Origin of the sequence: Fibrella aquatilis (assembly GCF_017353255.1) — a bacterium.
Classification (GTDB): domain Bacteria; phylum Bacteroidota; class Bacteroidia; order Cytophagales; family Spirosomataceae; genus Fibrella; species Fibrella aquatilis.
In genome coordinates, this window is record NZ_JAFMYU010000001.1 from 386,926 (window position 1) to 402,974 (window position 16,049).

Here is a 16,049-nt window from a genome sequence, read left to right on the forward strand (position 1 = left end):
CCCGACAAAAAACCAGATGAGGCCCCTCACGCAGACGAGCCTGAACGCTGGAACATTGAACGACAAGAGTTATGAAAAAAGCCTTAATTACCGGAGCTAACAAAAGCATTGGCTTCGAAACTGCCCGTCAATTGTTGCAACAAGGCTACCACGTTTATCTAGGCAGCCGTAACGAAGAAAACGGCCAGGAGGCCGTCGAGAAGCTCAACGCCGAAGGGCTGACCGAAGTAGAAGCGGTGCAACTCGATGTCAGCGATCCCGAATCGGTCAAAGCTGCCCGCGCCCAGATTGGTCAGAAAACCGATGTGCTGGACGCCTTGTTCAATAACGCTGGCATCAACGGGGGCATCCCACAAACCGCCACGGGCGCGAGTATTGACACTTTCAAAACGGTCTACGATACCAATGTATTTGGTGTCGTATCGGTTACGCAGGCGTTTCTGGATCTGTTGCAAAAGTCGGACGCACCCCGCATTGTGAATGTATCGTCGGGCATGGGATCGCTCACGTTGCACACCGATCCCAACTGGAAATATTATCATAACAAGGGGGCTATTTACCACACCTCGAAAGCAGCTCTCAACATGTACACCATCATTCTGGCGTATGAGTTGCGCGATACACCGGTCAAAGTCAACGCCGTTGATCCCGGTTTTACGGCGACCGATTTCAACCACCATCGGGGCACAGGCACCGTAGCCGAGGCGGCGGCCCGGTTGATTAAATACGCCACGATTGGTGCCGACGGCCCAACGGGGAAGTTTTTCAGCGAAGAAAACAACTCCGAAACCGGCGAAATTCCCTGGTAATAACCGGTAGCAATGCGCAATACGTTAGGATTGTGCGCTTTCTAAAGTAAAAAAGGAGACCTGGCCACCGGGTCTCCTTTTTCTTACCGCCATTGATTGGGGGCACTTCAGCTTAACTGAACAAACGTTCCATCAGATCGGCCACACGGCTTGAATAACCATACTCATTGTCGTACCAGCCTACCACTTTCACGAAGTTGCCCATCGATGTGGTCAGTTTTGAATCGAAAATGCACGAGTGTGGATTGCCAATAATATCGGCCGATACCAGTTCGTCGGTTTCGTAATAGAGAATGCCTTTCATGGTGGTCCCGGCAGCTTCTTTCATCACCCGGTTGATTTCTTCAGCCGAGGCTTCTTTCTTCAGGATGACTGAGAAGTCGGTGATTGATCCGTCGGGCGTGGGTACCCGCATCGAGTTGCCGTCGAGTTTGCCTTTTAGGTGTGGCATGATTAAGCCAATCGCTTTAGCGGCACCCGTTGAGCTTGGCACGATTGAGAGAGCAGCGGCCCGGGCGCGGCGGAGATCTGAGTGAGGGGCGTCCTGTAGATTCTGATCGGCCGTGTAGGCGTGGATCGTAGTCATGAAGCCTTTCTCGATGCCAAAGTTATCATCCAGCACCTTGGCCATTGGGGCGAGGCAGTTGGTCGTGCACGAGGCGTTGGATATGATTGTTTCGCTGCCGGTTAGGATGTTGTCGTTGACACCCAGGACGACGGTTGGGATATTTCCTTTGGCAGGAGCAGAGATGACTACTTTTTTGCAACCAGCCGTGAGGTGTTGCCCGGCACCCGCTTCGTCGACAAAGCGGCCTGTCGATTCTAGTACCACGTCAATGCCCAGGGCAGCCCATGGGAGGGCTTTAGGATCACGTTCGGCGTAGGCGTGAATACGTTTGCCATTGACGGTAATGCTATCGGCATCGGCCTCTACCTGTCCGTTGAAGCGGCCATGAACGGAGTCATATTTGAGTAGATGAGCCAGCGTATTATTATCGGTGAGATCATTGATTGCGACGATCTCAATGTTTTTTTTTTCCAATAACCGACGGAAGGAGAGACGTCCAATACGTCCAAAGCCATTGATCGCTACTTTAATGGTTGCCATTCGAATATAAACAGGTTTGGTTAACAGGGTCAAATATACGGGTATGCAATGAGAAAGGCTTTTAGCAAAATCAATACAGTGGTTTAGCAAAACAGTAGGGCCGGGGTTGGCAATGATTAGCAAATACTAAGATTATTATTAGTAAAACATATTATTTGCCAAATTTATCGGCAAAAACTAACGGATTTGCTATTATTTTCGTCATTTTTTGAGCAATTTGCTACTATTTATCAAACATTATTAGCAATACTAATTATATTTACTAATGCCTTCCCCTTGTATAGGATTTTACTAAAAGACCATTCGGTGACTTACTAAAAGTGCGTTTCGTGTGTTGACACGACTCTTAACTAACGATTTGCTATAAAACTAAGCAGACACCATTTGATGAAATAGCGTATAATACTCTTAAAGAATAGAGGAGAGGGTATTCTATGATAGAGTTAACAACAACATTTTTACCCAGGTCCAACAAAACGATACAACTAGTTTCAGTTCTCTGTAATACTCAATACTGACGTAACAAACCTTCAATTTCATATAAAACTATCATTCCAGGTAACGCAACGCGTTCATAAAATACCACAGTTACATTTCCTCAGTTAATCTTCGTTCGTTCGCTTAGAACCAAATTTTTAGGCCACAAAACAACTGATCCATTCATCAATGACAAGTTGTTCGTTCACTCGTTGGCTATCACTATAGCTATGGACAACTCTTTCGACTCTGACAAATAGATCGGCAAACCCAACAGCACACACTTCACCAACGGCATAAAATTTGCAGTTGGATTATGAGATACATATCATCCCTAAATGGTATGGTGAATCCACTGACATTTCTGCATTGAAAACCCCAACTAAGTCGAGTGGACTTTACGTTACTTCAATTCGGCCCCTTCGGTAACTCCATTTCATACGCGTCCACCTATACCACCTAATACAGTTCATAACCAGCAGACATGACTAGTATCAAAGACTGTTAGCTCTCTAACTGCTCTACAATCATCGTTTATACTATCATCAATGCCTACCTCAGCAGTCTAAAATAAAGCGCTTACAACTTATCTTTGACGATGGTATCATCCATTTTGGAAACAGGCAAATAGATTTATCTTGTAATTGTTAGGCTACGCATACCATAACAAAATAAAATTTGCCTAGTAGCAGATATCATAAAAATTAAACGTTGTAAATCAGCTAGTTAGCTAGCCTTAACTAAAGTTCAGCTTTATATTATGTCCCAACAAATCACAGCTATCGAAGCAGCATGGCAAGACCGTAGCCTACTGGCCAATCCTGATTACAAACATATCATCGACACCGTTATACGCGACTTGAATCAGGGCGTACTACGCGTTGCCGACCCCATAGCAGGAGGGGAGTGGCAGGTGAACGAGTGGATCAAGAAAGCCATTCTGCTCTACTTCGTTAGCCAGCCCATGCAAACCCAAGAGGTAGGTATTTTTCAGTACCATGACAAGATTCCGTTAAAGACTGACTTTGCCGCAGCAGGTGTTCGCGTAGTACCACCAGCCACTGTTCGCTACGGTGCCTACATTGCTGCCGGTGCAATTCTCATGCCTTCCTACGTAAACATGGGCGCCTACGTAGGCGAGCGCACTATGGTCGATACCTGGGCCACGGTGGGCAGCTGCGCGCAGATTGGCAGCGACGTACACCTGAGCGGCGGTGTTGGTATCGGCGGCGTACTGGAACCACCACAAGCTGCCCCTGTCATCGTGGGCAATGGTGCGTTCATCGGCTCACGTTGCATTGTGGTGGAAGGTGCCCGAATTGGGGAACGCGCAGTACTCGGCGCTGGCGTGACAATCACGGGTTCATCGAAAGTGATCGACGTAACAGGCGATGCGCCGGTGGAGTATAAAGGCCTGGTACCAGCCAATTCGGTAGTCATCCCTGGCAGCTATACTAAGTCGTTCCCAGCAGGCGATTACCAGGTACCCTGCGCGCTGATCATCGGCCAGCGCAAAGCCTCTACCGATCTGAAAACATCGCTCAATGAGGCACTGCGTGAAAACAACGTAGCCGTCTGATCCGTGACTGCAATCGTCTCTGTCAGTTGACTCTGACGCATAAATGTCTGAGTTACAAATGTAATTTTTTACTCCGACAGCTATTGATAAGCCCTGATTGACAAATGTCAATCAGGGATTTCTTTTACACAATGGTTTACATTTGTTAAATCGTATCGTTTGTTTACATTTGTACATCAATAAACGATGATTTACTTATGTCAATTAATGACAAAATTAAACAGGTCCTGTTAGCCAAAAACCTGTCTCCATCGTATCTGGCGGACGACATTGGCGTTCAACGGTCGAGCATCTCGCATATTCTATCGGGACGGAATCGGCCTAGTTTAGACATCATCCAGAAGATCGTACGCCGCTTTCCTGAGTTTACGTATGAATGGTTTTTAGAAGACGATGCACAATTGTCAACTGATTCCTTCACTGCTCAGCAGGACGCACCACCGCCTACGGCCATGAATCGCACAACTATACGTGCTGATCGACCGGCCGTAGCCAACACCGGTTACCCAACCGCACGGATAGCCGTTACAGATGGACCAATCGTTCCAAAACAAGTAACGTTCGATCCGCTTACGCCAACACCCCCAGTAGCAGATGAACCTGGTAGGTCCGTTGGCAAACAAATAGACCGCATCCTCATCTTTTACACCGACGGGACGTTTAGGGAATACACCCCAGCCTAGGGTGCCTTTTTTACGTATCTTTGTGGCCAATGCCGAGGTGCCCGCCGTTTATCTGAGCGACCGGGCTGAAAAGGGAAACCGTCAAAAGCCGGTGCTGTCCCCGCAACTGTAGGTTCATTATACGTTGGTTGCCCATGCTACAATGCCACTGTCAGCGTATCAGACGGGAAGGCCGTGCCACCAATTGAACAAGCCAGGAGACCTGCCCCGACATAACCTGTCAGTTTGATTTCGGGTGAAAATCAGCTGCCAATGCTTAGAGGCTCCCGCAGGGGTAGCTCCGCTTTATGCAGTATGATGGTTTGGTTAGGTCGGCAAGAAAACGCTGCCCCATCCGGTTATGGCTTGTGGTCGGGTCGCTGCTGCTTGCGCGACCCGTGGCAGCGCAGCAACCGGGTTGGCTCGATACGCTACGGGTGGTAGACCGCGTAGGGCCAGCCCTCACCGTGGGCCTGACCACCTGGACCACCGACAGCACCGCCCTGTCATTGCTTCAGTTACGCACCGTGGCCGACGTGCTGCCCACCTTATTTCCTGTCGCCGTCCGTCAGTATGGCAACGGTATGCTGAGTACCTTATCCGTACGGGGTACGGGGCCGTCGCATAGCCTCGTCAACTGGAACGGACTCTCGCTGGCATCGCCCATGCTGGGTCAGCAAGACCTCTCGCTACTGCCGGGCATTGCCTTCAACCGCATGAGCCTGCAATTGGGCAGTTATAACACCGTGGTGGGGGCCGATGCCGTATCGGGCACCTTGGCGCTGCAAACCACGCCCAACTGGCGAGCCGGTTTTCGGGGGTCGGTGCTGGGCGACTGGGGGAGCTTTGGTCGCTATGCCGGTCAGGCAACGCTGGGCTACGGCAGCCGGTCGGGGCGGTGGACGGCGCAGACGGGGGGCTACGGCCTGCAACTGGCCAACGATTTTCCCTATCAGAACAACACCCGGTTTGGTAAACCCATCGAAAGGCAGACCAACGCGGCTGTGCAGCAATGGGCCATTACGCAATCTTTGTTCGGGCAGCTAAGCCAACGTACCCTGCTGGCCCTGCATGGGTGGTGGCAATCCGCCGACCGACAGTTGCAACCCGCCATTGGCGAATCGAATACCGGCGAACGCCAGCAGGATGCCAGCCTCCGCCTGACGGCCCAACTGAGCGGGGGGCGTGGGCAACGGGAATGGCTGGCCCAACTGGGTTTTCTGGAAGACAACCTCCGCTATATAAATCCCATTACCCGCACCGACGAACCATCGACGGCCCGGCAGTATATCGTACGGCTGGAACAAACCTGGTCGCTTTGGCCTGGTCTGCCTGCCCGGTCCAGCTGGCAGCTGCGGCTGGGGGCCGAATCGATCACTGCCACGGGCGTTATTGCTGCTTATCAGGGACAGCGGCAACAGGTACGGGCCGATGGCTACGCCCTGCTGACAGGGTCGCTTACCCCACGGCTGACCGTGACGGGGCAGTTTCGGCAGGGGTGGGCGGATGGGTTTACACTGCCGCCACTGCCAGCCCTCGGCCTTACGTATCGGCTGCTGGACCGGGCGGCCTACACCCTCACGGGCCGACTGCACCTAAGTCGTACCTACCGCATCCCTACGCTCAACGACCGGTTCTGGCGACCTGGGGGTAACGAGTCACTCCGGCCCGAAACCGGCTGGAGCCAGGAGGGAGGCCTCACACTCGAAACCAACCGCCACCCGACTCATTCGTTTCGGTTGCTGCTGACGGCCTACCATACCTTGCTCCACGATTGGATTTTGTGGCTTCCCCAGGCCAACGCGGGTTATTGGTCGCCGCGCAACGTGCAGGTGGTGCGTAGCCGTGGCCTGGAGATGCAGGGGACGTACAGCCAAAAAGTGGGACGCCTGACTTACCAAAACGGCCTTAGCCTGGCCTACAACCGCGTAAACGAAGTGGCGGGGCCATTGGTGCAGGACCCAACCACGCTGGGTCTTCAGCTACCCTACGCCCCCGTCTGGGTGCTCACCAGTCAGCATGCCGTGCGGTTTGGTGGATGGTCGGTGGGAGCACAACTCAGCTACACCGGTCCCCAGGCCACCCAAGCCGACCATAGTCATTCGTTGCGGGCATTCTGGCTCCTCAACGCCCAACTCAGCTACCGTTTCGTACGCCTGCCCGGTTTTACGGCCAGTCTGCACGGCAATAACCTTACCCAGTCTAGTTATCAAACCATCGAAAACAAAGCCATGTCCGGTATCAACGGGCGGCTACAGCTTGCGTATGCATTTCACTAAATCAGGCCCGCTGCGCCACACTACGATTGTTGCCTTACTGGCAACGGCCAGTTTTTTCGCCCTCCAGGGTTGCGCCGTCACCGATTCCGTTCGCACGGAGCCATACGATTCGGGCGTATTGGTCATTGAAGAAGGCGCCTTTAAAAAGGGCAACGCGTCGGTAAGCCTGCTTAACGCCCAGACGGGTGCCATTACCGCGCCCAACATTTTTTCGGCCGTGAACGACCGACCCCTCGGCGACGTGCTGCAATCATACACCGAAATTGGGGGCAAAGGCTACCTGGTGGTTAACAACAGTGATAAGGTGGAAGTGGTGGAGAGCAGCACCTTCCGCAACATCGGCACGATTCAGAAGGGGGTTAATGTCGCGTCACTTACCGTAGAACAACCCCGCTACATGGTGGCTGCGCCGCCGCAGAGCGGGCAGTACCTGAAAGCCTATGTAAGCTGCTGGGGCGGCAAGACAGTAGGGGCCAGCGTGGCGGTGATCGATCTGGCTGGTCGGCAGGCGTTTAAACAGATTACCGTGGGGGCGGGGCCGGAGCAACTCGTGCTGGCGGGCAATCAGGTCTTCGTGGCCAACTCCGGAGGCTTTGGCCTCGACAACACCGTATCGGTCATCAATACGGATACTGATCAGGTGGTGACGACGATTTCGGTAGGGGACCGGCCCACGTCGATGGCCTACGATGCCGATAACAACGTCATCTACGTCTTGTGCAGCGGCAAATACGCCTATGATTACGTAACGAACAAAGTGGTACCTACCACGGCCGAACTGGTAAAAATAAACCCAACAACCCGGCAGGTAGCTGGTCGCGTGGTTATTGGCGGCAAACCCATTACGGATAATCCGAGCAATCTGGTATTCAATAAGACAACCAAAACCCTGTACTTCAACTACGCCGGGGCCGTCTACAGCACACCCGCCGCCGCCACAAGCATTGCGCTTGACAAGCCGCTCATTAACCGGAGTTTCTACGGCCTCGGCGTTGATCCGGCTACCAACATCATCTACGGTGGCGACGCCAAAGATTTTAACCGGGGTGGCACGGTGGTGCGATACCAGGCTACGGGTGCCGTACTCGATTCGGCGAAGGTGGGTATTGCACCCAACGGCTTTTACTTCAAGTAGCGCTCAATCGCATGTTTCCACAAAAAGCCCGCTATTGGCGGGCTTTTTTCGTTTGGTTAGCCTACGTTATTGGGGTAAGAAAGGGCATTTAAATGGTGTATAGGGCTGTTATGATAGCTAACTCCCTCTCTAGTAGAACATTAACGTTTCACGTGGATAAGCTGTTGACAATGGGTGGATAACGGGCCATTCTTGAGTTCTATAATTTATATTATGTTAAGTAGAAACACGAAAAAAGAGGGCACCCCATTGGCGTGCCCTCTTCCACCACTCTTTATTTCGATTCAACGCAGGCAATGTTCTTGCCTTCAAATTGTTTCAGAATCGTCTCCAGTTGCTCCAGCGACGTATTCAGCGCGCTGTCGTCTGCTTTGATTGATTTGGCTTTGGTGAAGTATGGTAGCGCCTGCTTAAACTTACCACAAACCCGGCCTTCTACTTCCTTGCCGTTCTTAGTATAATCGGCCATGCTCATGTTGTCCACTTCACGCTTCATCTCAGCACCTTCATTGAAGTAATACACGCCCAGGTTGAAGTTGGCCTCGAAGCTGTTAGGGTCGGTAGCCAGCACCTTATTATAATAGCCTTTCGACAGTTCGCGGGTTTCGGTTGCTTTCTTGGTCAGGTCAGCCGCACTCTTCTGCGATGCACCGGCGTCTACCCCTTTGGCTGCTTCTTCTTTCATCTGGGCATCCAGATCAGCCATTTTCTTTTTCTGATCAACCACCTTCGTTTGCAGGTCGGTGAGTTGACGCTTCAGATCGGCATTTTTGGGCTGCTTCTTAATGGCACCGGCCAACCGGGCAGCTTCAGCATTATACGTTTCGAGCACCGCTTTTTCGTCGGCCACTTTCTTGCTCAACTGACCGCCTTTTTTACCGGCGTCCATCGCTTTCTTCGCCTCCTTTTCATACTCGGTGGCTTTGTTATCATAGAGGATAGCCAGGTTCAGCGCCGATTGTACGTCCGTCGGGTTTTTGTCGTAATAATCTTTCATGCTGGCAATAGCATCATCTACCCGACCCGATGATTGGAGGATACTCACGCGGGTAGCGCTCAGGTCGCGGTTGCCGGGCAGAATTTTCAAGGCCTTATCCAGCGTGGCCAAGGCCTTGTCGGTTTCTTTGTCGTTGTTATACATCTGCGCCAATGAAGCCCAGATGGTAGCATCGCGACCGCCGTTGGCACCATATTTTTCAAATTGCTCTTTGGTTTGGGTCATGTAGGTACCTTTGTTGGCCCCCTCCCCTTTCGAATTCATCGCCTGCTGCGCACTAATACCAGCATACATGGGTGCGGTAGTATCGGCAGGGTTGATCTGAGCGGCCATTGACATAGCAGCGTAGGCAGCATCGTAATTCTTTGCCTGATACTTCCGAACACCCTGGTTCATCATGGCCGAATACATCATCTTCCCTGTGAGGGCGTCGTTGATTTCTTTAGCCATCTTGCCGCCGTTCGGCTCTACCTCCAGCGCTTTCTTATAGGAATCGTAGGCCGTCATGGCGGCGTTTGAATCCAGCGTGTTGAATTTCTGGTCAACCGCAATGGCTTCATAAATCTGCCCGCGCGTATACCAGGTTTTTGATTTACCCGACAGTTTGGGTTCGGCCACGTTGGCGTCAATTTCTGTTTTAGCCTTATCAAGCGCACCCTGTTCTTTCAACAGAATCGCTTTGTTTTGGGCCACGGCTGTTAACGACAGCAGCGACGCGGCCGATAGGATCAGGACATGTTTCATGGGAACGGATTGTGCCATGTAGCGTACGTATTGGGTTGATGTTGAAACTAAGAACGAAAATACACATTTCGTTCCGTTTTTAGACGCAAAACCGAGTCGCCGGTTTAATCCCCAACGACTCGGTCTTAGCACCAGGCACTTATACCAGTTATTCTGCCAACGGGGTAGAAACGTCGTTAACGCTATCGGCCGGGCCTTCCGGCACCACACCCACTACGGTTTCTTCGTCCTCCAGTTCATCCTGCACCACCGTTGTCACCGACGAAATAGCGTCGCCATCGCGGAGTTTGATCACCCGAACACCTTGGGTGTTGCGGCCAATCACGTTGATCTCCCGCACAGGTGTCCGAAGCAGAATACCCGACCGGTTGATCACCATCAGGTCCACCGAATCAGACGCTTCCAGGATACCCACTAAGGCACCTACTTTTTCGGTAACCTTCAAGGTACCAACGCCTTTGGCACCGCGGTTGGTGATTCGGTATTCATCGATAGGTGAACGTTTGCCATAGCCATTTTCCGAGATAACCAGCAGTTGCGCGTCGGGGCTGCCGATGCACACCATGCCCACTACCCTATCGTCGGGGTGCGAATCGTCGAGGGTGATACCTTTTACGCCCGCCGCCGTACGACCCATAGGTCGCACACCGCGCTCGTTGAACCGAACGGCCTTACCCGCCCGTGAGGCAATCACGATTTCGTTGCTACCGTTGGTCATCACCACGTCGAGCAGGCGGTCGTCCTGATCGATGGTAATGGCAATGATACCGCTCTGACGGGGCCGGGAGTAGGCTTCCAGCAACGTTTTCTTGATCGTGCCCTGTTCGGTACACATCACGATGTAGTTGTTGTTGATATAATCCGGGTTGCCCAGGTCCTTCACGTTGATCACGGCCCGGACTTTATCTTCCTGCTCAATCTGAATGTAGTTAGGCAGTGGCTTGCCTTTGGCGTCGCGGGCACCCTCCTGCAACTTGTACACCGGCAACCAGTACATCCGCCCTTTCTGCGTGAAAATCAGCAGGGTATTGTGCATCGATGCCGAATACAGGTGTTCGGTGAAATCGCCGTCTTTGGTAGTCGCGCCTTTCGAGCCGGTACCGCCCCGCCCCTGCTGCCGATACTGCGTCAGCGGTGTGCGTTTGATGTAGCCTTCGTGCGAGATGGTGATGATCATTTCCTCATCGTCGATCAGCGACAGGTCGTCGATGTCCCCATCAGCCAGGGCGTTAATCTGGGTGCGGCGGGGATCACCATACCGGTCTTTGAGATCGGCCAGCTCGATCTTGATGATCTGCCGCTTGCGCTCGTCCGAGGCCAGAATCTCGTTGTAGTCGGCAATAGCGCGCATCAGCTCGTCATATTCCGCCTGGATTTTGTCGCGTTCCAGACCCGTCAGGCGCTGGAGACGCATTTCCAGAATGGCTTTTGCCTGGGCGTCCGACAAGGCAAAATCGGTCATCAGGCCTTTGCGGGCCACCTCGGCATCGCGCGAACCACGGATCAGCTTGATCACGGCGTCGATATTGTCAAGCGCAATGAGCAGACCCTGCAAGATATGCGCCCGCTTTTCGGCCTCGCGCAGTTCATACTGCGTCCGGCGCGTGATTACCTCATACCGATGCTCTACGTAATAGCGCATCATGTCCTTAAGGTTCAGGATCATAGGGCGGCCTTTTACCAGGGCCACGTTGTTGATGCTGAACGACGATTGCAGGGCGGTATGCTTATAGAGGTTGTTGAGCACTACGCTGGCATTGGCATCACGCTTGATGTCATACACCACGCGCATGCCGTCGCGGTCCGACTCGTCGCGGAATGCCGAAATGCCCTCGATCTTTTTCTCGTTGATGAGATCGGCGGTTTTTTCGAGCATCACCGACTTGTTGACCATGTACGGAATCTCCGTGACGATGATCTGGGTTTTGCCTTTATGCTCTTCAATAGTAGCGTTGGCCCGGATCACCACCCGACCCCGCCCTTCGCGGAAAGCCGACTGCACACCGCTCATGCCGAAGATGGTGCCACCCGTCGGAAAATCGGGGGCCACCACGTGCTTCATCAGCTCATCAATCGTGATGTCGTTGTTGTCCAGGTAAGCCGTGATACCATCCACCACTTCCGACAGGTTGTGCGGGGCCATGTTGGTGGCCATACCCACGGCAATACCCGACGAGCCGTTGAGCAGCAGGTTGGGCAGTTTGGCGGGCATCACGGTTGGCTCCTCCAGCGAATCGTCGAAGTTGGGCTGGAAATCAACGGTTTCCTTGTAGATATCGCCCAGCATTTCTTCGGCAATGCGTTTCAGGCGGGCTTCGGTATAGCGCATGGCCGCCGGCGAATCACCGTCGACGGAACCGAAGTTACCCTGCCCATCGACCATGGGGTAACGCAGGGACCAGTCCTGAGCCATCCGCACCATGGTATCGTAAACGGACGAGTCGCCGTGGGGGTGGTATTTACCCAGCACCTCGCCCACGATACGGGCTGATTTTTTATGTGGCTTGTTGTAATTAACGCCCAGTTCAGCCATGCCAAAGAGCACGCGGCGGTGTACGGGCTTAAGACCATCACGCACGTCGGGCAAGGCCCGGGCAATAATCACCGACATAGAATAGTCGATGTAGGCACCACGCATTTCGTCTTCGATATTGATCGGGACTACGTTGCTGGGGTTCTCCATTTCGGGAGCTTGATCTGCCATAAACGGAAGGGGGATTTCGCGAAAATTTACAATTTTGTCCGTAGCGTTTCACAGCGAACGGCTATAGACAAATATACAATTTTTCCGGGTAAATTAAAAGTTAAACCCTACAATCGCGCGCAAGAGGCCTTATTTACCAAAATCCACTCCCCTCCTATCCACTTCATAGTCAGACCGTGGAACAGTGGTTATATTCTTTCTGAAATACAATTATTCGTCTTCTAAAACAGCTTTATAGTCGTTAGCTGTTGGGCACTAGTTATTAGACTAAAAAAACGGTCCCAGATTGCCTTATTCCTTCGAGCGGGTGTCGAAAAGAAGGGTCCGACCCGATCCGGTCAACGCGGCCATAAGACAACAAAAAAGCCGCGCTATGAATCACAGCGCGGCTTTTTTGTGAAAAATCCAGGTACGTTAGGCCACCAACTCTAATAACCGATCTTGTTGCAGAACGGCGCGTTGACGTTCGCCCAAGTCATCGGAAGCTCGCATCAGGGGCAGACGTACTTCGGGCAAAATCAGCCCCATGATGGATAGTATATTCTTGATACCCACGGGGTTTCCTTCTTCGTAAAGCAGTGGGTCGATGCGCAGGAAATGGCCCAGTTCGTGGCTGGCGGTTTTGAAATCGCCCTGCAAGGCGGCGTCGATCATGGCGGTAAACTTGGCCGGAAACGCATTGGCAACCACCGACATCACCCCTACCCCACCGATACTGATAATGGGCACGCCTTGCACGTCGTCGCCGGAAATTAGCAGGAAATCGTCGGGCTTGTCGCGGGCAATTTCCATGCACTGCTCGATCACGCAGGAGGCCTCCTTCACGCCAATAATGTTGGGGTGCTGAGCTAGTTCCACAATCGTGTCGGCGCTCATGTTGATACCCGTCCGAAACGGAATATTATAGAGAATGACTGGCACCGGGCTGGCGTCGGCAATGCGCGTGAAGTGTTCGATCACCCCCCGTTTTCCGGGTTTATTGTAGTACGGACAAACCGATAGAATAGCATCAACGCCTTGAAAATCAATGGCTTTCATGCCCGACACCACTTCGCTCGTCACGTTACCACCCACGCCGTAGACGATAGGCAATTGCTTTGGGTTATTGGCTTTGAGGTAGTCAAGCAGTTGCGCCTTTTCGGTCTTTGTCACCGTCGGCGACTCCCCCGTGGTGCCTTGCAGCACAATATAGCGCACCCCGCCTTCCGAGACGTGGTTGATGACCCGGCCAAAGCCATCGAAGTCGATGGTATGGTCGGTGTTAAAGGGTGTGACAATGGCGACACCTACGCCGTGAAAAAGAGAGGACATGTACGGTTCCGGGTTGTATTACGTCAAAGTTACGGATTTTCACCCCAGCATGGCAATGAACTCATCTTCAGAGAGCATGGGCACGTTGAGCTGCTGGGCTTTGGCTACTTTCGATGGCCCGGCGTTTTCACCGACGATCAGGAAATTCAGCTTTTTCGACACCCCACTGAGCAGTTTACCTCCATTGGCGGCAATACGTTCTTCGATGGCCTCGCGGCTGAAGTTGGCGAAGGTGCCGGTGTACAAAAACGTCTTGCCCGCCAGCGAATCGCTCTCCAGCGCCACCACTTTTTTCTCGGAAACAAGCTGTAGACCCGCCGCCCGGAGCCGCTCTACATACCGGCGGTTGTCTTCATCCTGAAACCAGGCGAAGGCACTTTCGGCAATGCGCGGCCCAACGTCGGGCACCCCGGCCAGGGTCTCCAGCGGGACGGCCATGAGCGCATCGAGCGAGCCAAAATAATCAACGAGGCGGTCGGCGGTGGTGCTGCCTACGTAGCGAATCCCCATCGCAAACAGCACATTGCCAAACGGTTGCGCCTTAGACCGCTCAATGGCCGTGAGGATGTTGTCGACGGTTTTCTGGCCAAATTTTACCGTCCGCGCTTTGCCCGGTTCTTCAGTACCGTCGGCACGAACGATGGACGTGGCAGGATATGTTTTCTCCAGTCCCAGCAGCTTTTCGTTCGTCAGGTCGTAGAGGTCGGCGGGTTCTTCCACCAGCCCCCGGTCAATGAGTAGTTCAATTTTTCCTTCGCCCAAGCTTTCGATATTCATGGCCCGGCGCTGAATAAAATGCTCGAACCGAGCCTGACGCTGCGGGGGACAATGCTTCTCGTTAGTACAATAAAAGTGCGCCTGCGCCGCCCCTTTGTCGTCCTCTTTACGAACCAGGGACGTGCCACAGGCAGGACATTCCGTTGGGTAGGCAATGGCGTGGGCCGATTCGGGCCGTTTGCCGAGGTCAACGCCCGTTATCTTAGGAATGATTTCGCCGCCTTTTTCCACAAAAACCGTGTCGCCCAGCATGACGCCCAGCCGGGCAATCTCGTTGGCATTGTGCAGCGACGCCCGTTTCACTACCGTGCCCGCCAACAGCACCGGCGACAGGTGCGCCACGGGTGTGACGGCCCCCGTGCGCCCCACCTGATAGGTGATGCTGTTGAGCGTGGTGGCCGCCGCTGCCGCCTTGAATTTGTAAGCAATGGCCCAGCGTGGACTCTTGGCCGTGTAGCCCAGTTCGCGCTGCTGATCATAGCGGTTTACCTTGATCACGATGCCGTCGGTGTTGAGCGGCAGGGTAAACCGTTTGGTATCCCACTCGGCTATGTAAGCCTTAACGGCTTCAATATCAGCGCACTTTCTCCAGGTTGGCGAGATATTGAACCCCCAGCCAGCCAAGGTAAGCAAGCTTTCTTCGTGGGTTTGGAAAACGGGTTCGTCGGACAAAAACGAGTAGATAAAACAGTCGAGCCTGCGTTTGGCCACGGCGGCTGAGTCCTGCTGCTTAAAGGCACCAGAGGCCGCATTGCGGGGGTTGGCCAGCAGCGGTTCGCCAATGTCTTCGCGCTCTTTATTAATCCGCTCAAACTCAGCCAGCGGCAGAAACCCCTCACCGCGTACTTCGAAGAGAGGAGGAAGGGACGAGGGGGAGAAAAGGGAAGAGGAGGAGGAAGGGGAGAGACCCTCTTCCCTTTTCTCCCCCTCGTCCCCCTCTTCCCTTCCTCCCACCTTCAGCGGCATGGTGCGGATAGTGCGGATATTGTGGGTGATATCGTCGCCGCGGACACCGTCGCCACGGGTAGCGCCCTGCACCAGAATGCCATTTTCGTAGGTCATGCTGAGAGCCACGCCATCGAATTTTTGTTCGCAGATATATTCGTAGGCCTCACCATTCAACCCTTTGCGCACCCGGTTATCAAACTCGATCAGGTCAGTTTCATTATACGTATTGCCCAGCGAGAGCATGGGAAAACGGTGGTAGACCGTGGCGAACTCCTTACTGATGGTACCCCCTACCCGCGCCGTGGGCGAGTCGGGGCGTTTCAGGTTGGGGTGCTGGCTTTCAAGGGCCTGTAGTTCTTCCAGCAGTTTGTCGAACGTGAAATCATCAACCACCGACTGGCTGTGCTGGTAATACTGGTCATTATAATAGTTGAGCTGACTGGTCAGCTCCTGGATACGGGCTTCTGGCGACATGGGTGAACGTGTGAAAGAGCGAATGGTGAAAGAGCGAACGAATGA

Annotated in this window: 10 protein-coding genes and 1 riboswitch; of the genes, 5 read left to right on the forward strand and 5 right to left on the reverse strand. The window is 53.2% G+C overall.

Translation table 11 applies throughout. The features are described 5' to 3' along the window. Positions 1 to 71 precede the first annotated feature (71 nt). Positions 72 to 809, forward strand: coding sequence for an SDR family oxidoreductase (locus tag J2I48_RS01675; RefSeq protein ID WP_207333634.1), 738 nt, complete (start codon positions 72 to 74; stop codon positions 807 to 809). A gap of 112 nt (positions 810 to 921) precedes the next feature. Here J2I48_RS01675 and gap read toward each other — a convergent pair whose 3' ends face one another. After that, positions 922 to 1,917 (reverse strand): type I glyceraldehyde-3-phosphate dehydrogenase, encoded by a 996-nt coding sequence (gap, locus tag J2I48_RS01680; RefSeq protein WP_207333635.1) that lies wholly within the window; start codon positions 1,915 to 1,917, stop codon positions 922 to 924. A gap of 1,237 nt (positions 1,918 to 3,154) precedes the next feature. Here gap and J2I48_RS01685 point away from each other — a divergent pair. The 4 genes from J2I48_RS01685 to J2I48_RS01700 all read left to right on the forward strand — a co-directional run bounded on the left by J2I48_RS01685 (position 3,155) and on the right by J2I48_RS01700 (position 8,049). Then, a complete protein-coding gene (locus J2I48_RS01685; protein ID WP_207333636.1) occupies positions 3,155 to 3,973 on the forward strand; it encodes a 2,3,4,5-tetrahydropyridine-2,6-dicarboxylate N-succinyltransferase in 819 nt (272 codons plus the stop codon). A 197-nt stretch (positions 3,974 to 4,170) separates the two neighbouring features. Further along, positions 4,171 to 4,656, forward strand: coding sequence for a helix-turn-helix transcriptional regulator (locus J2I48_RS01690; RefSeq protein ID WP_207333637.1), 486 nt, complete (start codon positions 4,171 to 4,173; stop codon positions 4,654 to 4,656). A gap of 18 nt (positions 4,657 to 4,674) precedes the next feature. Next, positions 4,675 to 4,880, forward strand: a riboswitch (cobalamin riboswitch). A gap of 153 nt (positions 4,881 to 5,033) precedes the next feature. Then, on the forward strand, positions 5,034 to 6,914 hold the full coding sequence (locus tag J2I48_RS01695; RefSeq protein ID WP_207333638.1) for a TonB-dependent receptor plug domain-containing protein: 1,881 nt from the start codon (positions 5,034 to 5,036) through the stop codon (positions 6,912 to 6,914). Further along, on the forward strand, positions 6,901 to 8,049 hold the full coding sequence (locus J2I48_RS01700; RefSeq protein ID WP_207333639.1) for a DUF5074 domain-containing protein: 1,149 nt from the start codon (positions 6,901 to 6,903) through the stop codon (positions 8,047 to 8,049). Before J2I48_RS01695 ends, J2I48_RS01700 begins: the two co-directional genes overlap by 14 nt. A 274-nt stretch (positions 8,050 to 8,323) precedes the next feature. Here the strand turns inward: J2I48_RS01700 and J2I48_RS01705 are convergent, their stop codons facing one another. The 4 genes from J2I48_RS01705 to ligA all read right to left on the reverse strand — a co-directional run bounded on the left by J2I48_RS01705 (position 8,324) and on the right by ligA (position 16,004). Beyond that, a complete protein-coding gene (locus J2I48_RS01705; protein WP_229375718.1) occupies positions 8,324 to 9,808 on the reverse strand; it encodes a hypothetical protein in 1,485 nt (494 codons plus the stop codon). 130 nt (positions 9,809 to 9,938) lie between these two features. Further along, positions 9,939 to 12,494, reverse strand: a complete 2,556-nt coding sequence (gyrA, locus tag J2I48_RS01710; protein ID WP_207333640.1) for a DNA gyrase subunit A — start codon at positions 12,492 to 12,494, stop codon at positions 9,939 to 9,941. A 414-nt stretch (positions 12,495 to 12,908) separates the two neighbouring features. Beyond that, positions 12,909 to 13,805, reverse strand: coding sequence for a 4-hydroxy-tetrahydrodipicolinate synthase (gene dapA / locus J2I48_RS01715; RefSeq protein WP_207333641.1), 897 nt, complete (start codon positions 13,803 to 13,805; stop codon positions 12,909 to 12,911). A 39-nt stretch (positions 13,806 to 13,844) separates the two neighbouring features. Next, entirely contained in the window at positions 13,845 to 16,004 is a 2,160-nt protein-coding gene (ligA, locus tag J2I48_RS01720) for an NAD-dependent DNA ligase LigA (RefSeq protein WP_207333642.1), read from the reverse strand. Positions 16,005 to 16,049 lie beyond the last annotated feature (45 nt).

Coding starts and splice junctions, on each gene's coding strand:
- J2I48_RS01700 (WP_207333639.1), top strand. CDS start 6,901: ATGCATTTCACTAAATCAGGCCCGCTGCGCCACACTACGATTGTTGCC.
- J2I48_RS01690 (WP_207333637.1), top strand. CDS start 4,171: ATGTCAATTAATGACAAAATTAAACAGGTCCTGTTAGCCAAAAACCTG.
- J2I48_RS01675 (WP_207333634.1), top strand. CDS start 72: ATGAAAAAAGCCTTAATTACCGGAGCTAACAAAAGCATTGGCTTCGAA.
- dapA (WP_207333641.1), bottom strand. CDS start 13,805: ATGTCCTCTCTTTTTCACGGCGTAGGTGTCGCCATTGTCACACCCTTT.
- ligA (WP_207333642.1), bottom strand. CDS start 16,004: ATGTCGCCAGAAGCCCGTATCCAGGAGCTGACCAGTCAGCTCAACTAT.
- gyrA (WP_207333640.1), bottom strand. CDS start 12,494: ATGGCAGATCAAGCTCCCGAAATGGAGAACCCCAGCAACGTAGTCCCG.
- J2I48_RS01705 (WP_229375718.1), bottom strand. CDS start 9,808: ATGGCACAATCCGTTCCCATGAAACATGTCCTGATCCTATCGGCCGCG.
- gap (WP_207333635.1), bottom strand. CDS start 1,917: ATGGCAACCATTAAAGTAGCGATCAATGGCTTTGGACGTATTGGACGT.
- J2I48_RS01685 (WP_207333636.1), top strand. CDS start 3,155: ATGTCCCAACAAATCACAGCTATCGAAGCAGCATGGCAAGACCGTAGC.